Origin of the sequence: Bacillus atrophaeus (assembly GCF_039519175.1) — a bacterium.
Taxonomy (GTDB): Bacteria; Bacillota; Bacilli; order Bacillales; family Bacillaceae; genus Bacillus; species Bacillus atrophaeus.
Window position 1 is genome coordinate 2829909 of sequence record NZ_CP154443.1, and the last position, 19997, is coordinate 2849905.

Consider the following 19997-nt stretch of genomic DNA (forward strand, 5'->3'; position numbering starts at 1 on the left):
AATGAACAGGAATCGCAATTTGAAGCAGTGCGCCATTCACTTTTTATTATTTTGTCCGATATATACAGTACAATACTGAAAGCGAATTGTGAGGGATTGAATTGTCTTTACATCAACACGACATTTTATTAGATTCTGGAACTAATGAATTGGAGATTGTGAAATTTGGCGTCGGAGAGAATACGTTCGGCATTAACGTTATGAAAGTCAGAGAAATTATCCAGCCCGTCGGGGTCACCTCTGTGCCGCACTCCCACCAGCATGTAGAAGGAATGATCAAATTAAGAGGGGAGATTCTTCCGGTCATCAGCCTGTTTTCGTTTTTTGGCGTTGAGGGCAGCGGGTCTAAAGATGAGAAATACATCGTGACAGAGTTTAACAAACGGAAAATCGTATTTCATGTCGGCTCTGTTTCGCAAATCCACAGGGTATCTTGGGAGTCAATAGAAAAACCGACTTCCTTAAATCAGGGAATGGAACGGCATTTAACCGGAATCATTAAATTGGAAGAAACGATGATCTTTCTGCCTGATTACGAAAAAATCATTTATGATATTGAATCGAATTCAGGTGTTGAAACGTACAATGTGCACCAAGAAGGCTTTGATGAAAGAAGAACAGGCAAAAAACTCATTATTGTAGAGGATTCACCGCTTCTTTTACGCCTTTTGACTGATGAATTAAAGGAAGCCGGCTATAACGACATTACGTCATTTGAAAACGGGAAAGAAGCGTACGAACATATCATGGGCCTAACGGAAGAAGGGGGCGACCTCTCCGAACAGGTTGATATGATCATCAGTGATATTGAGATGCCGAAGATGGACGGACACAGGCTGACAAAGCTGCTTAAGGATAATCCGCGAAGTTCTGATGTTCCGGTGATGATCTTCTCGTCCTTAATAACAGACGATTTGCGGCATCGCGGTGAAGTCGTAGGTGCCGACGAGCAAATAAGCAAGCCGGAAATCAGCGATTTAATTAAAAAGGTCGATACGTATGTAATTGATTAGTATCCGTAAAAAAAAGCCGACGCGTAAAAACGCATCGGCTTTTTTTTTCAGCTTAAAAGTAACTTTCTCCAAGCTTTTTGAAAACAGGTTTATGGTAAGTTGGCTGCTGCCGATTTGTGACAAACGGTTTTTCTTTCATGCCGACATAATCTTGCAAAAGGTTTTTCGCTTTTGTTAAAGACATTTGAGCTTTAGGATTCCGGTACGATTGATTTAGCGTACCTAAATGCGGAAGGTGTTCGAAGTCTTCTTTTGTTGGAGGCATGTGAAAATAGTAGTCTCCGATTGAGATGAGCACGTCCGATTGCTGTTGGCTAAACCTTGGATTTTTTGAAAAATGAAGCCCTACTTTCTTTCCTTTACCTTCTTTCACCAGCTTTTGTAAAGCCCGTTTTTTCAAAGTATAAAGGTATTTAGGGTTGGGGGCGGTTTTTGCATGGCGGTTCACAGTGTAGACAGCTTTTGAAAGATTTTCGATGGTTGGCCGCAGATCTTTCGTATATGCATGGTCGTCCATTATTACTCTCCTTTACAATTCATCAATGTTCTTATGATTAGATTATACTTTTTTAAAGTTGAAATGCAAATATTGAATATAAAAATGCGCTTTTTCATTGGAAAACAGCGCATTTTTACCCTTTAATATACGGATTTTACTCTTTTTTTTCGCTGAGTTCCCAGTTTTTCCTGAACATCGATCTCAGCAGCCTGAGCACTGAATTTTGGCAGTGCAATGAAATAGAAAATAAAAACAAGAAGAATAACCGCTCCCATCCCATAATAAAGGTAATCTATATTTGGAACGATCTTTGGAAATAAAAGAGCGACTAAGCCAAGTGTCATGGACTGGGCAAACATCATAAACGGGTCTTGCCACCCGCTTACACGGCCCATTAATTTCGGATGAACAATCTTTGGCATCCAGCCTCCGATCGCAATATTGACAGGGCCGATGCACATTCCCAGTACAAATGCGGTAGCATAATAAACCCATAGCACATTTGTATATCCAAGCAGAAAAATAAGAAATCCTGCTATCAAAATGGGAACCGACATTAAAAAATGAGGCTTGATTTTTTTGGAGACCAAGGTGCCGATCACACTGCCGGCTAAGAGCCCAAACCCGATGGCGACCGTAAACACGGAAGTATGCCATTCATAACGGTCAGGGGCCAGTCCATATTTCATAGTGAACATAGGGAGCACGGCAAACGCCCCGTTAACAAAGCCGAATACAAAAAAGCCAAATATCAGGGAGGCGAGCAATTTGTTTTTTAAAATGTAAACAATGCCTTCCTTAAAATCGTTTAAAGAATCTTTGACGGAAGCCTTTCTCCAATTAAACGCTCCATTAGGCTGTCTGGCTTCTAAAGGTATTTGGCAGGCACGAATGAGAAAACCCGATACGATAAAGCTTACAAGATCAAGCAAGATGGCGCCGTGGATGCCGATGGTATTGTACATAAACGCTCCGATTCCGACACCGAAAACCATAAATATACTGAAGAGCATCTGATTAAGCCCCGCTGCTTTTGCATATTGCTCCTTCGGTAAAATAGCTTGTACAAGACTTGCCTCGGCGGGATAAAAAAACTTTGTGACAGCGCTTCTGACAAATAAAATGAAAAACACAAGCGGAATATTGCCGGTAAACAAAGTGAAGAAAAGAACGACAGTCAGTCCGGCTCTGATCCAATCACAATTCTCGGCGACTTTTTTCCTGTCAAACCTGTCAGCTACAACTCCGACAATCAGAAACACAAACACCGTCGGAAGAGAATACATAAGCTCAGCCAAAGTGGCATACGCAGGCTGGCTGCTGAACCGGTCCAGCAGGAAGAAAGCAAACGCCATGTTGCCTACTGTCGTTCCCATTTGAGAAGCAAGTGCTGCGAAAAAAAGTCGAACAAAATTACGATTTTTAAATATATCCATAAAAACGCTCCTTACCCTAAAGGTCCCACTTTATCATATTATAAACCGCTTGTTTTTCAAACTAATAAGTGAATATTACCGATTAATGGTTACTCTTGTTCCGTTTGGAACGATAGAAGCGAGTTCAACAACGTCTTTGTTATACATACGGATACAGCCTTTAGATACAGCCTTGCCAATTGATGAGGGATTATTCGTTCCGTGAATGCCGTAGTGCAGTTTTGAAAGGCTCATCCAATAGGCTCCGAAAGGACCTCCCGGATTAGGCTGCCGATTGACGATGTAATATTCTCCCGTCGGGGTTGTTGTCAGTATTTTTCCTACAGCTATCGGATAAGTCTTGATCAGCCGATTGTTTTGAAACAGCCGGAGTGTCTTGCCGCTGATAGAAACAACGATATGATACGGAATGGAATCCGGATTTGGGATCCCGGGTATAACAATAATCTGTCCTGCGAGGAGGATTCCTGTTTGCAGAGAAGGATTTGCACGCACTAAAGCCGCTTGGTCTATTCTGAAATCCGCTGCGATACTGGCTAATGTTTCACCCTGTTTCACTCGATAAGTGAGCAGTTGAGTCATCTCCCTTTTTTCAAAGCAAAAAGAACCATTCCTTTAGCTTTAATGGTTCTTTTTGTTTCTTCATTATTTTATATAAATATTGATGAGAATCGCATTTATGCATGAGGACAAAGACATAATGAAAATCTAATAAGTTCCTCTTAATACGAAAATTGTAATTTCCGGCTTGGCAAGAAACCGTAAAGGGAGCCTTGTCGTGCCAAGCCCGCGGTTGACATACACTTGCATGCCGTCAACTTTATACATTCCGTCTGTGTAGATTTTTCCATAGGGCGGCGTAATGAGCGGTCCGTAAAACGGGAGCTGTATTTGACCGCCGTGTGTGTGGCCTGAAAGCTGAAGATTAACAGGGTATGCTTTCGCTTTCAATGCGGCATCAGGCTCATGGACGAGCAAGATGGCAAAAACATCATCTCTCAGGTTTGAAAGCGTTCCTTTATAATCGGGTTTTCCGAGCATCAGGTCATCAAGAGCTGCGATGTCCAATTGACTTCCGTCCAAAAGCTTTATCGTCTTCAGCCCATTGCGAAACACCTCAAAACCGGCAGCCCTCATAAGATTTTCGTAAGCGGCAGATCCATAGCCTCCATGGTCGTGATTGCCGAAAACACAAAGCTTGCCAAAGGGCGCGCTCAGCTTTTTTAACGTCTGAAGCGCTGGATAATGGTCTTGGTAAATATGAGGTTTATCAATTAAGTCACCGGTAAAGACGATTAAATCCGGATGAAGATCATTGATATGAAGTACGGTCTTTTCCAGATCCTTCAAAGTAAACTCTTCGCTTAAATGCGTATCGCTGAATTGTACTATTTTAAATTGATCTAAACCGCCGGCAAGAAGAGGACTTTTAATGGTCTGTTTGACCGTAACCATCATTTGAGGTTCAAGGTATCTGGCATAGCCGTAGCCGCCTCCCGCAGTCAGCAGGCCTGCTGCAAAAGTGCCGAGCGCACCTTTTAAAAACTGTCTTCTTGATAATTTACGCATGGGTAATCCAACCTTTTGTAGAGTTTCTCCATTATATCATCAGGGCTTATGAAAAATCTCTTCTCAGCATCTGATGACGGAATGCGTGACATTATGTTAAAATTAAATTGAATGGCTATTCATTCATTATTTAGGGGGAGAACGTTATGGAAAAAAAGGTGGTCATTGTCACTGGCGGATCAAGCGGAATGGGAAAAGCGATTGCGAAGAAGCAGGCTGAGCTTGGCTGGAGTGTCATGCTGACGGGAAGAACGCTCGATGCACTTGAAGAAACGAAAAAAGAGATTGAAAACTCTGGAGGCAAAGCCGCTTTTTTTCAAATGGATGTCCGTTCTGAATCGGCGGCTAAGGAAATGATTACAGGAACGGTCGAAACCTTCGGACGGCTCGACGCGCTGATTAACAATGCGGCGGGAAACTTTATCTGTCCGGCTGAGAAGCTCACGCCAAATGGCTGGAGGGCAGTAATTGATATTGTCTTAAACGGTACATTTTTTTGCAGCCAGGCTGCAGCCCATTACTGGATTGAACAGCAGCAAAAAGGAACGATACTAAACATGGCTGCGACTTACGCTTGGGGAGCGGGGGCCGGAGTCGTCCATTCGGCCGCAGCCAAAGCGGGAGTGCTTTCTCTGACAAGAACGCTTGCCGTCGAGTGGGGCGGCAAATACGGCATCCGCACAAATGCCATCGCTCCCGGCCCGATTGAACGCACCGGCGGGGCAGAGAAGCTGTGGGAATCAGAGGAGGCGATGAACCGGACGCTGAACAGTGTGCCGCTCAGACGTCTCGGCACTCCTGAGGAAATTGCTGGGCTTGCCTCATTTTTGCTGTCTGATGAAGCATCTTACGTGAATGGGGAATGTGTGACGATGGATGGAGGCCAATGGCTGAATCCTTATCCGTTTTAATTACACGTTTCATGCATTTTATTTATGAACTTTAGAAAATAACCTTCTTCTTGATCAATTTTAATCTGTTGGATAAGTTTTTTCCTTGATGCAGTTGTTGTTCCTATTGTTAGCCTATAAAGAAATTTTTGATGTACCGGATTATAGTGAAGATATTGGGGGAATAACAGCACAAGCATTTAGAGTTGTTATTGAGAAGAAAATGATATCTGAATAAAAGCTGCAAACAAGCGAACATAAGCTGGTAGTTCGCTTGTTTTATTTTCTATTCAAATTTATGATATAATTTTTAAAATTAAGGGGTGGATGCTTGAAAAAAGGCTGGGCCCGAAGGCGATACCCCGGCTGTTTGATATGTATCTCTGCCAACAAGGCTGGTAGAAACACTTTAATTTGATACTCTATTAAATAAGATCTTGTATTAAGCAATCTATGAAGATATAAAACTCAAAATCATTCCTTCCTCCTCAGATACTCCCGCACTACCTAAACTCTTATCAATATAAATTTAAAAAATTTGTGGTGTCGATATAATTGTGTGTATAATCAGACAAAGATAGAGAAGCAGGTGATAACATGTTGGATCCACTTGATATTTTAACGAACATTGATGATGTCATCCCATATTACCAGGCGATTTTCAGTGCCGAGGAGCAGAAAATCATAGGATATGAAGTATTGGGACGTATTTTGGCAGATTCAGAAATTCAAAGTCTCGGACCCTTCTTTTTAGACGCAGGGATCCCCGAAGAATATAAATTAGAGATTGATAACAGGATTATCCGCCAGGCCCTTGACCGTTTTTTAGACGCAGATTCGGATTTGCTGATTTTTATGAATCAAGATGCGAATCTCTTGATGCTTGATCACGGCGAAAGCTTTCTGGAGCTTCTGAAAGAATATGAAGCGAAAGGGATCGAACTTCATCGTTTCGTGCTCGAAATTACGGAGCATAATTTTGATGGAGATATTGAGCAGCTTTACCATATGCTTGCTTACTATCGTACATATGGAATTAAAATTGCAGTTGATAATATCGGAAAAGAAAGCAGCAACTTGGATAGAATTGCACTTCTCTCACCAGATTTGCTAAAAATCGACTTACAGGCACTGAAAATATCACAGCCGTCGCCGTCATATGAACATGTGCTGTACAGCATTTCTCTGCTGGCGAGAAAAATCGGCGCCGTTTTGCTTTATGAAGACATTGAGGCGAACTTTCAGCTCCAATACGCCTGGAGAAACGGGGGCCGTTATTTTCAAGGTTTTTACTTGCAGTCTCCCTCTGAACGCTTTTTGGAAAGGGACTTGCTGAAGGATCGGCTCAAGGCTGAGTTTCATCAGTTTATCACTCACGAAAAAAAGAAGCTGGAAACCGTTTATGAGCATTCTGAACAGTTTTATAAGCGTGTCCACCAAGTCGTTTCAACATTGAAGAAGTCCAGTCAAGACGATGACGATTTTATTAAAAAGCTGGCGGAAGAACTAACCGATTGCAGCTTTAGAATTTATATGTGTGACGAGGAAGGCTACCAATTGACAGGGAATGTCTTTAAACAATCCGGTGAATGGATCTATCAGCCGGAATATGTGGAGAAAAACTGGAGCTGGCGTCCTTATTTCCTGGAAAATATCATGAGAATGAGAAATTCGCGAAAAGGATTTTTCAGTGATCTGTACAGTGATATTGAAACAGGCGAGATGATCAGAACGTTTTCTTATCCAATGGATGACAATATGTATCTGTTTATTGACCTTCCCTATTCTTACTTATACGAGCAGGACGGATTAATTTAAAGCGGCTGAAGAGCCGCTTTTTTATGTTTGACGTTTCGGCCGATTCTGAAGAGTTTTAAAAAAATTTCAAAAAACAATTGACATCGAGACTGATAATCATTATCATTTAGTTATAGAGAGAAGCTACTCTCTGTTCCCCAACCCCTCTATCAGATCAAGATCCGAAAAACTTGGCGCTACCCCCGCCAAGTTTTTTATTTGTCCAGGTATAAGACAAACTGTGCATTAAATAAACCTTACTAGTGGTGAGTGATGAACGCTGGGGAGGAAATCAAATGATAAAAAGAAGCAATAAACTATTAATTGATCTGCCTGTACCTGAGCATCCCGACGCCAATGCGGCGGCCGCTGTCCAAGAACTTCTGGGCGGCAAATTCGGCGAGATGTCCACTTTAAATAATTACATGTTCCAATCGTTTAACTTTCGCAGCAAGAAAAAATTAAAACCGTTTTATGATCTTGTATCAAGCATTACCGCCGAGGAATTCGGACATGTGGAACTGGTGTCCAACACCATTACTTTAATGCTGACAGGGACAACTTTTAAAGGTGATCCTGACGTAACTCCGATGAGAGACGCAAAAAACAAACGGAATGCACAGCATTTCATTGAAACGGCCCAAACTTCCTATCCTTTTGATTCAATGGGAAAAGCTTGGACCGGCGAAAATGTGTTCAACAGCGGAAACCTTGTGCTAGACCTGCTTCACAACTTTTTCCTTGAGTGCGGGGCCAGGACCCATAAAATGAGAGTCTATGAAATGACGGATCATCCCGTTGCAAGAGAAATGATCGGATATTTACTGGTCAGAGGCGGAGTGCATATTGTCGCATATGCAAAAGCCCTCGAAGTTGCCACAGGGGTTGATCTCGGGAAAATGCTGCCGATCCCGAATCTGGATAATAAGCATTTTGACACAGCCAGAAAGTTTGAAGAACAAGGCATTCATACAAAACTGTATACATTCAGCGATACAGATTATAAAGATATCAATAAAATTTGGAAGGGAGAGCATCCGATTGACGGGGAGCCTCTTCAAGTGATTGAAGGAACCCCTCAAGGCGCTCCGGTTCCGGAACACAGAGAGGTGCCTGAGGAATTTGCCCCGGGCATCTCAAAAGAGGATTTTGATGAGATTGCAAAAAGGCTGATGAGCTCCGCCGGAATATCAAAAAAATCATAATTGTGTGCATGACATTCAAAAAAAAGTCTCAAACTATGCCGGAAAACAGTTTTTTCCGCTTTTTTCTTTTCTTAAATTCCGCAGGGAAAATGCCATCCTGTCTAACTTTATGGTATGATGCTCAATAGAACTTGTATTATAATAAATACTTGTTGATTTGAAGTTGTTTTTTGAAAGGAGTCTTTTTTTAGAATGTCACAATTAATGGGTATCATCACTAGGCTGCAAAGCCTGCAAGAAACGGCGGAAGCGGCCAGCGAGCCAATGCAGCGTTATTTTGAAGTAAATGGCGAAAAAATATGCAGTGTAAAATATTTCGAAAAAAATCAAACGTTCGAACTTACGGTTTTTCAAAAAGGTGAAAAGCCAAACACATTCCCGTTTGATAACATCGACATGATTTCAATTGAAATCTTTGAACTTCTTCAGTAATTAAAGGATACCTTGTCTCTGGAGCAGCGGGTAATAGAATAAAGCGTAAAGGAACATACTTGTTTCATGGTTGTAAGATAATTGAAAAGGAGTGTCGCGATGGCTGATTCTTTTCTTTTTTATAATCTTTCTGAAGCACAGATGACCTTTCACGATGTGTTTCAACGGATGAAAACCTTTATTGAAAGAGATCCCCGTTCTGCTTATGTTTTATCAATCGGGACGGATTCTCAGGTTTACCGTGATCACACAAAGTTTATTACAGCGTTACATTTGCATCGTACAGGCAAGGGAGCATGGGGCTGTTTGAAAAATCATGCAGTGAACAGGCCCATACATAGCCTTCGGGAAAAGATCTCGTTAGAAACAGCGTACAGCCAAGAGGCAGCAGCCCATATCCTTGATGAATACTTTATGGATATTACGGATCTGCTCCTTCCTTTTACAGGCGAGGGAGCAGATCTTACCTTTGAGGTTCATTTGGATATCGGAAAAAAAGGGCTGACGAAAGAGCTGATTCAGGAAATGACGGGCCGCATCACTTCAATGGGAATTGAAGCAAAAATCAAACCTGATTCATATACAGCTTTTAGCTATGCAAATCGTTACACAAAATAATAGTCTCTCAAAAACCAAAGGAAATGTCGAAATATGCGGTTGACGATTTTTTTCTGTTTACTTATCCTAGCGGTAGAGGCTGAAAGTAAGATCATTCTTACCTTCAGAGGTATTCAGTAAAAAAACAGGGGGCCTGGTTACGAATGAGTCTTATCGGTGAAAGATTTACGGAAGAAGAACAGAAACTTCTGCTGAATGTCCTTATCAATCACGAATATGCAATCGAGCTTTTGAGCAGTGAAATCAATGATATAGAAACAGGCACAAAAAACGTTGATGGAACAACCTATAAAAAACTCGTGACTCTTTATGACCGATTTCGATTTGAAAATTAATGACAGATCTATAATTTGATACTCTGCTGATGAGTATCTTTTTTGTTGAGGGAAACTTTTCGACAAATACTGATAAAGTTTATATTATAGTAGTATAGGGAAAAAATGTGTTGATGAAAACGTAAAGGGGACGAAGTGACATGATTAGCTTACAATCAGATCAGCTTCTTGAAACAACGGTCGAACAATTTATGATTGAAGCGGACAAAGTGGCGCACGTTCAAGTCGGCAATAATCTGGAGCACGCCCTTCTTGTTCTGACAAAGACGGGCTATACAGCGATTCCCGTTCTTGATGCCTCATACCGGCTGCATGGATTGATCGGAACGAATATGATCATGAACAGCATTTTCGGGCTGGAGAGAATTGAATTTGAAAAGCTTGATCAGATTACCGTCGAGGAAGTAATGCTTAAAGATATTCCGCGGCTTCATATAAACGATCCAATCATAAAAGGGTTCAGCATGGTGATCAACAACGGGTTTGTTTGTGTCGAAAATGACGATCAGGTATTTGAAGGCATTTTCACAAGAAGAGTGGTTTTAAAGGAATTGCATAAACATATAAAGTCACTGAATAAGTAGGCTGCTATCGGCCTATTTTTTATATATCCGACCGGTAATTTGAAAACGTATACATATAACTATGTAAAAAAACTTGATTATGAATTGCCGATGTCATTACAATAAGAGATAAGAAAATCTTATTGTTTTTTATAAAAAGGAGGCCGACATGCAGCTTCAAGAGCTTCATATGCTCGTAGTTTTAGCTGAGGAATTAAACATGAGGAAGGCTGCTGAACGGCTTTTCGTGTCACAGCCCGCACTTTCGCAGCGTCTACAAACCATTGAAAAAACGTGGGGAACTAAAATATTTCTGCGCTCCCAAAAAGGACTGACCGTGACCCCAGCCGGTGAAAAGATTATTCAATTTGCAAATGATGTGACCGACCAGCAAGAGAAAATACGGGAAGATATTGATGAGCTTGAAGGAGAAATACACGGCACATTGAAACTAGCCGTCGCTTCGATTATTGGCCAGCACTGGCTTCCGAAGGTGCTGAAAACGTATGTCGAGCAGTACCCGAATGCAAAGGTTTCGCTCATTACCGGATGGAGCAGTGAAATGCTGAAGAGCCTTTACGAAGATCAGGTACATATCGGCATTATCCGGGGAAACCCTGAGTGGAAGGGGCGCAAGGATTATTTAATGACAGATCATTTATACTTGGTCGATACAGAAATTTCCTGCATTGATGACATTGCGCATACCGAACGGCCCTTTATTCAATTCAAAAGCGACAGCACCTATTTTCAAGAAATACAGCATTGGTGGCATCAAAAATTCAAAACATCGCCGAAGCAGACCATTTTGGTTGATCAGATTGAAACGTGCAAGCAGATGGCTCTCCATGGTATCGGTTACGCGATTCTTCCCTCTGTCACTCTTCAGGATGAAGACAAAGTCAATAAAATGCCTCTCTTAGACTTAAAAGGAAACCCAATCGGCAGGGACACGTGGCTTTTGGGGTATGAACCCGCATTTGAATTGAAACAAGTTCAGGCCTTTGTCGCAGTGATAAAGGATATGCTGAAACAGGATCGTCCATTTTAAGACAGCCCAGGAGCTGTCTTTTTTTATTTTATCATTGACAATGAAAATCATTATCATTTAAAGTAATGATATGAATTAATGAAAATCATTATCAATTACCGAGGTGGTACAAATGCCGAAAGCATTGATTACATATGCAAGCATGTCCGGAAACACAGAGGACATTGCCGGAATTATTAAAGAAACGCTTCAAGAGCATGATATGGAAATAGATTTTATAGAGATTGACGACACGGAAGCGGAGTCTCTGTCGTCATATGATTATGTTTTAATCGGTACATATACGTGGGGAGACGGAGATCTTCCGTATGAAGCAGAAGATTTTTATGAAGAGGTCTCAAGGCTTCAGCTTAATGGCTTAAAAACAGCCTGCTTCGGTTCAGGAGATTATTCCTATCCGAAATTTTGTGAAGCCGTCAATCTGTTCAGCAGCATGCTGGAAAAGACGGGAGCGGCGGTTTATCAAGAAACGCTGAAAATAGAGCTCGCTCCGGAAACAGATGAGGATACAGAATGCTGCAGAGAATTCACACGCGGTTTTCTTGCATGGGCTGCTCACCATAACAAGGGGAAAAGCCATGTTTCATAAAGGCGCCACCGCCGTTACAGCATCAAAGTCTTCTGGATATTTTGTGGCCGTTAAAAGGGAAGGGATTTTTCATTATTCTCTGGAGACAGGGTGGAAAAAGCTTTTTCATTTGAAGAGTAAAATACATTCCATCACTTACATCGGCCCTTATTTATTCGGAGTCGGTGAAAAAGGGACGGTCATTCGTTCATCAGATCAAGGGAGAAGCTGGATGATGTCCAGTTTTCCGACAAACGCGACAGTATGGGCCATAACCGGCCAAAAGGATGGATTTGTTTGCGCTCACGGCAAGCATTGCATTTATTTATCAGATGATTACGGAGTTTCCTGGCAGGTTGCCAAACCATTCAGTTCATTTTTACATCCGCCTGTTATCCGGTCGTTATGCCTGCATGGGGATACCCTTTTTATCGGCACACAAATACATAATATGCACGGAGGGATCTGGGCGTACGATTTTAAGCTCGAAGGCATCAGGATGATCAAGAAAGAAGAGTGCCGCATGACAGCATCTATGCTTGTATTTAACGGAAAGTGGCTTGTTTCCGCAATGGGTTCTGTCAAAGGAAAGAGAGGAGTTGTCACCGTTTTGAATGTGCAGACGCACGAAGAATATATGATTCACTCCGGCATTATCGGGAGTGAAGAGTCTTTTCTCGATGTGTCTGAAGACGACGGAATTATTTATGTGACGACAACTCAAGACGAGGATGGCTACTCAAGAATTTATCAGGTTGACCTGGCAGCGTATGAATTAAAATGGTTCGACACCATCAAGGGCCACGGATTGAGAGTGGCAAATCAAAAAGAAAACTTCTTTTGTGCTGGTTTATACGAATGCAAATTCGTCAGGCCATACGAGGAACCGGCAATCACACACTAAGAGCTTACACATCTTATAGAGGAGGAGTTTATATGGGGAATATTTTGCTTGTTTACGCAACGATGTCAGGCAATACGGAAGCAATGGCGGATTTAATTGAAAAAGGACTGAAGGACGCTGAAGCGGAGGTAGACCGCTATGAAGCGATGGATATAGATGCGGAGCTTCTGAATGACTATGATCATATTATTATGGGCGCTTATACATGGGGAGACGGTGACCTTCCCGATGAATTTTTAGATATAGCCGATGATATGGAAGAGCTTAATTTTGCCGGCAAAAAGTTTGCTGTTTTCGGTTCCGGCGATACCTCTTATGAGTTTTTCTGCGGGGCAGTTGATACACTTGAAGAAAAAATAAAAGAACGGGGCGGAGAAGTTATTCTCCCTTCAATTAAAATCGAGATGAATCCTGAAGGGGAAGAGGAAGAGCAATTGCTCGAGTTTGGCAGACAATTTGCCATTCAAAGCGGATTGGCTGTAGGATAATGGCATGAAGGAAACGAGCTGCCCGGCTGTTTCCTTTTTTTCTTGTCTTTGTATCTTTCCTTTGTTACAGTAATGAGGTAGAAAATCAGAAGGAGGACTATACATATGAAAATGATGGATGCAAATGAAATTATTTCATTTATTCAAAATAGTACAAAATCTACACCTGTAAAGGTTTATGTCAAAGGTGATCTTGAAGGAATTGATTTTGGCGCGTCAGCAAAAGCATTCCTAAACGGAAATACTGGTGTGGTATTTGGCGAATGGAACGAAATCAAATCCGCTATCGAAGAAAACAAAGGTAAAATCGAGGACTACGTTCTTGAAAATGACCGCCGCAATTCAGCGATCCCTATGCTTGATTTAAAAGATGTGAAAGCGCGAATTGAGCCAGGCGCTATCATTCGTGACCAAGTGGAGATCGGCGATAATGCCGTTATCATGATGGGAGCTTCTATTAACATCGGTTCTGTCATCGGAGAAGGCACAATGATTGATATGAATGTTGTGCTTGGCGGGCGTGCGACTGTCGGCAAAAACTGCCACATCGGAGCGGGTTCTGTATTGGCCGGCGTTATTGAGCCGCCATCTGCCAAGCCGGTTGTCATTGAAGATGACGTAGTCATTGGCGCAAACGCTGTTGTGCTTGAAGGTGTTACAGTCGGTAAAGGCGCTGTCGTTGCAGCCGGTGCGATCGTCGTAAACGATGTCGAACCATATACAGTTGTTGCAGGTACACCTGCAAAGAAAATCAAAGACATTGATGAAAAAACAAAAGGCAAAACCGAAATCAAACAGGAATTACGCCAACTGTAAGAAACCGTTTGATAGTAAGAGGCGTGGATGTCAGATCCACGCCTTATTCGTATAGGCAGGAGGTATATAAAAATGAAGATCGATCAGCTCATTGCAATCCGCAGAGACTTGCATCGGATACCTGAGCTTGGGTTTCAGGAGTATAAAACACAGCAATACTTGTTAAATGTATTGAACGAATATCCGAAAGACAGAATTGAAATCGAAAAATGGAGAACCGGGCTTTTTGTGAAAATTAACGGGACTGCACCGGAAAAAATGCTCGCATACAGAGCGGATATCGACGCGCTTTCTATCGAGGAACAGACCGGGCTTCCATTTGCTTCCGAACATCACGGCAAAATGCATGCTTGCGGACACGATTTACATATGACGATTGCGCTCGGCATTATTGATCATTTTGTCCATCAGCCGGTTAAACATGATCTGCTCTTTTTATTCCAGCCGGCTGAGGAAGGCCCTGGAGGCGCGGAACCAATGCTTGAGAGCGACGTGCTTAAAAAATGGAAGCCGGATTTTATCACGGCGCTTCACATTGCGCCGGAACTTCCGGTCGGGACCATTGCCACAAAAAGCGGGTTGCTTTTTGCCAATACGTCTGAGCTTGTCATTGACCTTGAAGGCAAGGGAGGACATGCCGCTTATCCGCATTTAGCAGAGGATATGGTGGTAGCGGCCAGCTCACTTGTCACTCAGCTTCAGACCATTGTGGCAAGAAATACAGATCCGCTTGACAGCGCCGTTGTTACAATCGGCACCATTACAGGAGGATCGGCTCAAAATATCATCGCGCAAACAGCTCACTTAGAAGGAACGATCCGTACACTCTCTGAAGAAGCGATGAAGCAGGTGAAGGAACGAATTGAGGACCTGGTGAAAGGCATAGAAATCGGATTCCGCTGCACTGGTAAAGTCACATATCCTTCTGTTTATCATCAAGTGTACAACACAAGCGGACTGACAGAAGAGTTTATGTCATTTGTGGCCGAACATCAGCTGGCAAACGTAATTGAAGCTAAGGAGGCCATGACCGGAGAGGATTTTGGCTACATGCTGAAAAAATATCCGGGCTTCATGTTTTGGCTTGGTGCTGATTCGTCCCATGGCCTTCATCACGCTAAACTTAACCCTGACGAAAACGCAATAGAAACGGCAGTGAATGTCATGACCGGTTATTTTTCAGCTTATGCCAATTAAGTCCGATTTGAAGAATAATATGTCATAAAATGAGCACTCTAATAACCGGAGGTGTTCTATATGACGAAAAAAATCGGGATTGAACAATCACTGACGGATGTAGAAGCAGCTTTAAAAGAAAAAGGCTATGACGTTGTCATGATGAAAACGCCGGAAGACGCAGCCGGATGCGACTGCTGTGTTGTGACCGGTCTTGACAGCAACGTGCAAGGAATAGCAGACACATCAACACAGGCATCTGTTATTACAGCTTCAGGTATGACTGCTGATGAAATTTGCAGCGAGGTCGAAAAGAAATTTCATTAATCTAAAAACCGAAGCAGCAAGGCTTCGGTTTTTTGTATTTACTGGGCTGAGGAGGCATGATAACGGTCGAGCGCGTTTTTCATTTCTTTTCGAAGCACCCGTTCCACCCGCCATTGCTCCATATTTTCTGTCTTGGCAATGATTCTGATAACAACCTCCGAAGCACCTAATTCCTGAACGCCGATCACATTAGGACCTTCTTTTATTTGCGGCAGCCCGGCAGCAGCATGATCACAGGCAGACTGAAGTATATGAATGGTCTCGTCGAGATTTTTTTCTAGCGGCACGCTGATATCAACCAATGCCTGCATCGTCCCTCGGGAATGATTGCTGACATTTATAATCCCCCGGTTCGGCACATAGTTAAGTGTTCCGTCGAAGCTGCGGATTTGAGTGGTTCTTAAACCGACTTGTTCTACAATTCCGTCAAAATTGGCAGCAGTTATATAATCGCCGACATCTATCTGTTTTTCTAAAAGGATAAAGAAACCTGTGACGATGTCGCTGACAAGCCCTTGTGCGCCGAAGCCGACAGCAAGCCCTACAACTCCAGCCCCCGCGATTAGGGCAGTCGGGTCATAATGAAATAAATCAAGCACCATCACGATGAAAATGAAAATCAATATGTAAGCAAACACGTTAAGCGTCAGCCCTTGCAGCGTCTGAGACCGCCCCAAGGACAGGTTGTTTTGTTGTTCGAATTTCTGAAATAAATGTTTAATGATTTTGCTGCCTAAAGAACGGACGATTAAATAGATGAGAATGATCGCAAGCAGTTTTAATAATAAAATACCGGCATTCATTAACAGTCCGGGCCAGTCGTAGTCTTTTATAACGTCCATTTGTGTCTTCCTTTCCTATGTATATTGCCGAAAGCTAAAAGTTTGTTTCCCTGTTCAGGAACGTGTTAAACTTTTTGTAGTATTCCTTCACGGGATGTTAATTAAATTTATTCTTTTTTAATTTTGACTAAAAAAACTAACTCCGTTATAATTGTTTTGTGAAGTTATTAACTAAATGAGAATTTATTAACTCTATTCTCATTTTAATATGGCTTTAAAGCCAAAAAACATTGCTGGAGGGATTTACATATGGCAGAACGTATGGTAGGTAAACAAGCTCCTCGTTTCGAAATGGAAGCAGTTCTTGCAAATAAGGAATTTGGTAAGGTTAATCTTGAAGAAAACATGAAAAATGACAAATGGACAGTGCTTTTCTTCTATCCAATGGACTTCACTTTTGTTTGTCCGACAGAAATCACAGCTATGTCTGACCGTTATGATGAATTCGAAGATCTTGATGCGGAAGTAATCGGTGTTTCTACTGACACTATCCACACTCACTTGGCTTGGATCAACACTGACCGTAAAGAAAACGGATTAGGCGAATTGAAATATCCGCTAGCTGCTGATACGAATCATGAAGTATCACGCGAATACGGCGTATTAATCGAAGAAGAAGGCGTAGCGCTTCGCGGATTGTTCATTATCAATCCTGAAGGCGAACTTCAATACCAAACTGTTTTCCATAACAACATCGGCCGCGACGTTGATGAAACATTGCGTGTGCTTCAAGCGCTTCAAACTGGCGGACTTTGCCCGGCTAACTGGAAACCAGGCCAAAAAACATTATAATTCTTTTTTAACAGCGAAAAAGAGAAAGAAGGTCTAACAATTCGTTAGGCCTTTTTGACTCTTACTTTATTGGAGGGAAAAAAGATGAAATTACGTCAACCAATGCCTGAACTGACAGGTGAAAAAGCATGGTTCAACGGTGAAGTAACCAAAGAGCAATTGATTGGTGAAAAACCGACACTGATTCATTTTTGGTCAATCAGCTGCCACTTGTGTAAAGAAGCAATGCCGCAAGTGAACGAATTTCGTGACAAATATAAGGATAAGCTAAACGTGGTGGCAGTTCATATGCCGCGTTCTGAAGACGACTTAGACCTTGATAAAATTAAAGAGGTTGCAGCGGAACATGATATTTCCCAGCCTATTTTTGTCGACAGTGATCATGCTTTAACTGAAGCATTTGAAAATGAGTATGTGCCTGCGTACTATGTGTTTGATAAAACAGGCCAGCTTCGCCACTTCCAAGCGGGCGGCAGCGGAATGAAAATGCTTGAAAAGCGTGTGAATCGCGTACTCGCTGAAACTGAGCAAGCAGCCGAATAATTAAGTTTATCCAAGAAACCTGATCAAAGTCAGGTTTTTTTGTATGGATTATTTTTATATCAATTGACTGGTTCCATAATTAGTAAATGAATAAAATGTAATAAGTTTATTTTTCCATATTTGGATGTTGAATATTGAAGGCGCAAAAAAGCGCTTTAAGCCTCCAATATTAGGAATTGACAACATTTAGCGCTTTATTGTCTGAAAAAGCAGGTTCTTCACTGAATGAATCGAAAAATGTAGATATTGCACTATTTTTCATTAAAGAAGTAATATTTTCAACTTTATGGCAAAAGAGAATAGGGACCTACAAACCCCATGAATAAAGGGTTCTTTGATAAAAGTTTTATTTTCAGAAAATAGGGAATTTTTCATAGAGTAAATATAATAGTAAAATGATAAAATAATAGTTGATAAAATTACTTTTGTAATCTAATATCTTAAATAAAGCATGATAATTTTGATAGGGGGTTAAATGGATGTTTAATGAGAGGGAAGCTTTACGCTTGCGTTTGGAACAGTTAAATGAGGCTGAGGTTAAAGTCATCCGTGAATATCAAATAGAGCGTGACAAAATATATGCAAAACTAAGAGAGCTTGACCGCAATGGAAGCTCAGCAGCGGAAACAAAAAAAGATTTTCGCCCTGAAAGAAAAAGTGAGTCTCTTCCTGTGCTAGCCGAGCTTGCAGCACAAGAGATCAGAAGCTATCAGCCGCAGCAGGCATCACAGCCGCAGCCGCAATCCATCTCTTCTATTCCGGCGGGTATTCCGGACGGAACGACAAGAAGAAGAAGAGGAACTGCAAGACCGGGTTCAAAGGCAGCAAAGCTTCGTGAAGCGGCAATCAAAACATTAAAACGCCATAACGCAGCGATCAAAAGCTCCGAACTTCAAAAGGAAATTGAGAAGGAAAGCGGGCTTGAAATCCCTAATATGACAACGTTTATGCAAAGTTTAATTAAAATGTATCCGGAAGTGAAAAAGCCGTATCGCGGCCAGTACATTTTAGAAGGCGAAATCGCTTCAGACTCTGCTGAAAATGTGACTGAATAACTTATAAAGAAAACTGCTTGGTTTGAATCAAGCAGTTTTTTGGTGCTATTTGGGCTTTTTCTGAGAGGATATGTTCTTTTTTTCAAGCTTGTAAACCCACTTTTGAGACGGCTTTTGCTCTGCCGCGCGATCCTTCCATCCCGCTAGCTTTTCGTCCAGAGACTGATCGTGCGATTGGGTATGATCCAGCTGTTTTTGGAGCGTAAATACTTGTTCTGTTACATCCTCTAAAATGTTTTCTACATGCTCAGAATGCTCAAAAACAGTTTGATTTTCTTCAAGAGCTTCTTCTGTTTGCCGCGAGTGGCTATCAATATCGGCAAAATGAGAAGCAATCCAGGCGTCACTTTCGTCAAGCTGCCGTTTGTAGGATAAAATAGTTTCTTGAAATAGTTTTTCTTTTGTTTTTTCTATTTGAAGCAGCCTTTCTTTTGTTTCTAGTATTCGATCTTTTATATGATCAATTTCTATTTTAATATTTTCTAACTGAAATTCTTTTTCCGCGATTTGTACATTGAGCTTGATATTTTCATCTTTTACGGCGGCTGTTTGCTGATTGGCTTTAGATAATTCAGCCTTTTCGTTTTGGATGGCGGTCTTGAGGGCGTCAATTTGTATATGTAAATTTTTATTTTCTTCCTCGAATCTTACATTTGTGATGTGCAGGCGATGTTTTTCATCAATCTCTTTTTTGTGTTTATATGTTTCGTTTTGAAGAAGTTCCTGCAAGGTGACGATTTTATCAAGGAGTTCAGCTTTCACATGGTTTAATGCTTGGCTTGTATCTAACGCATGCTTTTCTTTCGTTGTGATTTGTTCTAATTCAGCTGTCAGTGCTTGAAGCTTCTCTTTCATGCTTGAGTTTTCTTTTATCAGCTTATTGTTTTTCTGATGGAAATAGCTTGCCTCTAGCTCGGCGATTAACTTACGGCACCTGGCAAGTTCTGATTTTAAATAAAGGTTCTCCTGGGACATGTCATGGAAAAAAGGACCTGATATTTTCAATCGAACCATCTCCCTCGTGATGTTAACACTAAAATATGCAAAAGCCGGATAGCTATGCCTCTTTTATAAACAG

At 41.6% G+C, this 19997-nt stretch carries 24 protein-coding genes and 1 pseudogene; 19 read left to right on the forward strand and 6 right to left on the reverse strand.

Going from position 1 to position 19997, the window contains the following annotated elements; all coding sequences use genetic code 11:
- Window positions 1–101 precede the first annotated feature (101 nt).
- A complete protein-coding gene (gene cheV / locus AAHT65_RS14415) occupies window positions 102–1013 on the forward strand; it encodes a chemotaxis protein CheV (RefSeq protein ID WP_343310427.1) in 912 nt (303 codons plus the stop codon).
- A gap of 52 nt (window positions 1014–1065) precedes the next feature.
- Here the strand turns inward: cheV and AAHT65_RS14420 are convergent, their stop codons facing one another.
- The 4 genes from AAHT65_RS14420 to AAHT65_RS14435 all read right to left on the reverse strand — a co-directional run bounded on the left by AAHT65_RS14420 (window position 1066) and on the right by AAHT65_RS14435 (window position 4517).
- Complete coding sequence (locus AAHT65_RS14420; protein WP_003327274.1) at window positions 1066–1530, reverse strand: YkyB family protein; 465 nt, start codon at window positions 1528–1530, stop codon at window positions 1066–1068.
- Between the two features lie 122 nt (window positions 1531–1652).
- On the reverse strand, window positions 1653–2948 hold the full coding sequence (locus AAHT65_RS14425) for an MFS transporter (protein WP_343310428.1): 1296 nt from the start codon (window positions 2946–2948) through the stop codon (window positions 1653–1655).
- A gap of 75 nt (window positions 2949–3023) precedes the next feature.
- Window positions 3024–3521, reverse strand: a complete 498-nt coding sequence (locus AAHT65_RS14430; RefSeq protein WP_087941879.1) for a L,D-transpeptidase family protein — start codon at window positions 3519–3521, stop codon at window positions 3024–3026.
- Between the two features lie 135 nt (window positions 3522–3656).
- On the reverse strand, window positions 3657–4517 hold the full coding sequence (locus AAHT65_RS14435; protein WP_343310429.1) for a metallophosphoesterase: 861 nt from the start codon (window positions 4515–4517) through the stop codon (window positions 3657–3659).
- Between the two features lie 146 nt (window positions 4518–4663).
- Here AAHT65_RS14435 and fadH point away from each other — a divergent pair, with 146 nt between their 5' ends.
- The 15 genes and pseudogenes from fadH (at window position 4664) to AAHT65_RS14505 (ending at window position 15687) form a co-directional block, all read left to right on the forward strand.
- A complete protein-coding gene (fadH, locus tag AAHT65_RS14440; protein WP_003327269.1) occupies window positions 4664–5428 on the forward strand; it encodes a 2,4-dienoyl-CoA reductase in 765 nt (254 codons plus the stop codon).
- An 84-nt stretch (window positions 5429–5512) separates the two neighbouring features.
- Window positions 5513–5645, forward strand: a pseudogene (locus tag AAHT65_RS21665) (hypothetical protein); the annotation flags it as partial.
- 359 nt (window positions 5646–6004) lie between these two features.
- Entirely contained in the window at window positions 6005–7225 is a 1221-nt protein-coding gene (locus AAHT65_RS14445; RefSeq protein ID WP_343310430.1) for an EAL domain-containing protein, read from the forward strand.
- A 275-nt stretch (window positions 7226–7500) separates the two neighbouring features.
- Window positions 7501–8409 (forward strand): manganese catalase family protein, encoded by a 909-nt coding sequence (locus tag AAHT65_RS14450; protein WP_343310431.1) that lies wholly within the window; start codon window positions 7501–7503, stop codon window positions 8407–8409.
- Window positions 8410–8601: 192 nt separating this feature from the next.
- The gene (locus tag AAHT65_RS14455) at window positions 8602–8841 is read left to right on the forward strand and encodes a YkuJ family protein (protein ID WP_003327266.1); all 240 of its coding nucleotides are present in this window, start codon (window positions 8602–8604) and stop codon (window positions 8839–8841) included.
- Window positions 8842–8940: 99 nt separating this feature from the next.
- Window positions 8941–9459, forward strand: a complete 519-nt coding sequence (locus AAHT65_RS14460) for a ribonuclease H-like YkuK family protein (protein WP_003327265.1) — start codon at window positions 8941–8943, stop codon at window positions 9457–9459.
- A gap of 143 nt (window positions 9460–9602) precedes the next feature.
- The gene (gene abbA / locus AAHT65_RS14465; protein WP_003327264.1) at window positions 9603–9794 is read left to right on the forward strand and encodes an AbrB antirepressor AbbA; all 192 of its coding nucleotides are present in this window, start codon (window positions 9603–9605) and stop codon (window positions 9792–9794) included.
- Window positions 9795–9934: 140 nt separating this feature from the next.
- Window positions 9935–10378: a cyclic-di-AMP-binding protein CbpB gene (gene cbpB / locus AAHT65_RS14470; RefSeq protein ID WP_003327263.1), complete on the forward strand. Its 444-nt coding sequence runs from the start codon at window positions 9935–9937 to the stop codon at window positions 10376–10378.
- 148 nt (window positions 10379–10526) lie between these two features.
- Window positions 10527–11408 (forward strand): transcriptional regulator CcpC, encoded by an 882-nt coding sequence (gene ccpC, locus AAHT65_RS14475; RefSeq protein WP_003327262.1) that lies wholly within the window; start codon window positions 10527–10529, stop codon window positions 11406–11408.
- Between the two features lie 112 nt (window positions 11409–11520).
- Window positions 11521–11997: a flavodoxin gene (locus AAHT65_RS14480; protein ID WP_343310432.1), complete on the forward strand. Its 477-nt coding sequence runs from the start codon at window positions 11521–11523 to the stop codon at window positions 11995–11997.
- Window positions 11987–12880: an exo-alpha-sialidase gene (locus tag AAHT65_RS14485; RefSeq protein ID WP_343310433.1), complete on the forward strand. Its 894-nt coding sequence runs from the start codon at window positions 11987–11989 to the stop codon at window positions 12878–12880. The genes AAHT65_RS14480 and AAHT65_RS14485 overlap by 11 nt, the downstream gene beginning before the upstream one ends.
- Window positions 12881–12912: 32 nt before the next feature.
- Window positions 12913–13368 carry a flavodoxin gene (locus AAHT65_RS14490; RefSeq protein ID WP_013390496.1) on the forward strand — a complete coding sequence of 152 codons (456 nt, stop codon included), beginning with the start codon at window positions 12913–12915 and terminating at the stop codon, window positions 13366–13368.
- Between the two features lie 105 nt (window positions 13369–13473).
- A complete protein-coding gene (gene dapD, locus AAHT65_RS14495) occupies window positions 13474–14184 on the forward strand; it encodes a 2,3,4,5-tetrahydropyridine-2,6-dicarboxylate N-acetyltransferase (protein WP_003327258.1) in 711 nt (236 codons plus the stop codon).
- Window positions 14185–14256: 72 nt separating this feature from the next.
- Window positions 14257–15381 carry an N-acetyldiaminopimelate deacetylase gene (locus AAHT65_RS14500; RefSeq protein WP_061670698.1) on the forward strand — a complete coding sequence of 375 codons (1125 nt, stop codon included), beginning with the start codon at window positions 14257–14259 and terminating at the stop codon, window positions 15379–15381.
- Window positions 15382–15441: 60 nt separating this feature from the next.
- Window positions 15442–15687, forward strand: coding sequence for a YkuS family protein (locus AAHT65_RS14505; protein ID WP_003327256.1), 246 nt, complete (start codon window positions 15442–15444; stop codon window positions 15685–15687).
- A 38-nt stretch (window positions 15688–15725) separates the two neighbouring features.
- Here AAHT65_RS14505 and AAHT65_RS14510 read toward each other — a convergent pair whose 3' ends face one another.
- A complete protein-coding gene (locus AAHT65_RS14510; RefSeq protein ID WP_343310434.1) occupies window positions 15726–16529 on the reverse strand; it encodes a mechanosensitive ion channel family protein in 804 nt (267 codons plus the stop codon).
- 249 nt (window positions 16530–16778) lie between these two features.
- Between AAHT65_RS14510 and ahpA the strand changes: the two genes are divergently transcribed.
- The 3 genes from ahpA (at window position 16779) to rok (ending at window position 18919) form a co-directional block, all read left to right on the forward strand.
- Entirely contained in the window at window positions 16779–17321 is a 543-nt protein-coding gene (gene ahpA, locus AAHT65_RS14515; protein ID WP_003327254.1) for a biofilm-specific peroxidase AhpA, read from the forward strand.
- 84 nt (window positions 17322–17405) lie between these two features.
- A complete protein-coding gene (locus AAHT65_RS14520; RefSeq protein WP_003327253.1) occupies window positions 17406–17864 on the forward strand; it encodes a TlpA family protein disulfide reductase in 459 nt (152 codons plus the stop codon).
- A 479-nt stretch (window positions 17865–18343) separates the two neighbouring features.
- Window positions 18344–18919, forward strand: coding sequence for a transcriptional regulator Rok (rok, locus tag AAHT65_RS14525; protein WP_003327252.1), 576 nt, complete (start codon window positions 18344–18346; stop codon window positions 18917–18919).
- A gap of 45 nt (window positions 18920–18964) precedes the next feature.
- Here rok and AAHT65_RS14530 read toward each other — a convergent pair whose 3' ends face one another.
- On the reverse strand, window positions 18965–19924 hold the full coding sequence (locus AAHT65_RS14530) for a sporulation protein (RefSeq protein WP_343310435.1): 960 nt from the start codon (window positions 19922–19924) through the stop codon (window positions 18965–18967).
- Window positions 19925–19997: the final 73 nt, after the last annotated feature.

What these genes read in the sequence shown, in the direction of transcription:
- AAHT65_RS14420 (WP_003327274.1), bottom strand. Translation starts at nt 1,530, where the DNA reads ATGGACGACCATGCATATACGAAAGATCTGCGGCCAACCATCGAAAAT.
- AAHT65_RS14425 (WP_343310428.1), bottom strand. Translation starts at nt 2,948, where the DNA reads ATGGATATATTTAAAAATCGTAATTTTGTTCGACTTTTTTTCGCAGCA.
- AAHT65_RS14435 (WP_343310429.1), bottom strand. Translation starts at nt 4,517, where the DNA reads ATGCGTAAATTATCAAGAAGACAGTTTTTAAAAGGTGCGCTCGGCACT.
- fadH (WP_003327269.1), top strand. Translation starts at nt 4,664, where the DNA reads ATGGAAAAAAAGGTGGTCATTGTCACTGGCGGATCAAGCGGAATGGGA.
- AAHT65_RS14445 (WP_343310430.1), top strand. Translation starts at nt 6,005, where the DNA reads ATGTTGGATCCACTTGATATTTTAACGAACATTGATGATGTCATCCCA.
- AAHT65_RS14450 (WP_343310431.1), top strand. Translation starts at nt 7,501, where the DNA reads ATGATAAAAAGAAGCAATAAACTATTAATTGATCTGCCTGTACCTGAG.
- AAHT65_RS14455 (WP_003327266.1), top strand. Translation starts at nt 8,602, where the DNA reads ATGTCACAATTAATGGGTATCATCACTAGGCTGCAAAGCCTGCAAGAA.
- AAHT65_RS14460 (WP_003327265.1), top strand. Translation starts at nt 8,941, where the DNA reads ATGGCTGATTCTTTTCTTTTTTATAATCTTTCTGAAGCACAGATGACC.
- abbA (WP_003327264.1), top strand. Translation starts at nt 9,603, where the DNA reads ATGAGTCTTATCGGTGAAAGATTTACGGAAGAAGAACAGAAACTTCTG.
- cbpB (WP_003327263.1), top strand. Translation starts at nt 9,935, where the DNA reads ATGATTAGCTTACAATCAGATCAGCTTCTTGAAACAACGGTCGAACAA.
- ccpC (WP_003327262.1), top strand. Translation starts at nt 10,527, where the DNA reads ATGCAGCTTCAAGAGCTTCATATGCTCGTAGTTTTAGCTGAGGAATTA.
- AAHT65_RS14480 (WP_343310432.1), top strand. Translation starts at nt 11,521, where the DNA reads ATGCCGAAAGCATTGATTACATATGCAAGCATGTCCGGAAACACAGAG.
- AAHT65_RS14485 (WP_343310433.1), top strand. Translation starts at nt 11,987, where the DNA reads ATGTTTCATAAAGGCGCCACCGCCGTTACAGCATCAAAGTCTTCTGGA.
- AAHT65_RS14490 (WP_013390496.1), top strand. Translation starts at nt 12,913, where the DNA reads ATGGGGAATATTTTGCTTGTTTACGCAACGATGTCAGGCAATACGGAA.
- dapD (WP_003327258.1), top strand. Translation starts at nt 13,474, where the DNA reads ATGAAAATGATGGATGCAAATGAAATTATTTCATTTATTCAAAATAGT.
- AAHT65_RS14500 (WP_061670698.1), top strand. Translation starts at nt 14,257, where the DNA reads ATGAAGATCGATCAGCTCATTGCAATCCGCAGAGACTTGCATCGGATA.
- AAHT65_RS14505 (WP_003327256.1), top strand. Translation starts at nt 15,442, where the DNA reads ATGACGAAAAAAATCGGGATTGAACAATCACTGACGGATGTAGAAGCA.
- AAHT65_RS14510 (WP_343310434.1), bottom strand. Translation starts at nt 16,529, where the DNA reads ATGGACGTTATAAAAGACTACGACTGGCCCGGACTGTTAATGAATGCC.
- ahpA (WP_003327254.1), top strand. Translation starts at nt 16,779, where the DNA reads ATGGCAGAACGTATGGTAGGTAAACAAGCTCCTCGTTTCGAAATGGAA.
- AAHT65_RS14520 (WP_003327253.1), top strand. Translation starts at nt 17,406, where the DNA reads ATGAAATTACGTCAACCAATGCCTGAACTGACAGGTGAAAAAGCATGG.
- rok (WP_003327252.1), top strand. Translation starts at nt 18,344, where the DNA reads ATGTTTAATGAGAGGGAAGCTTTACGCTTGCGTTTGGAACAGTTAAAT.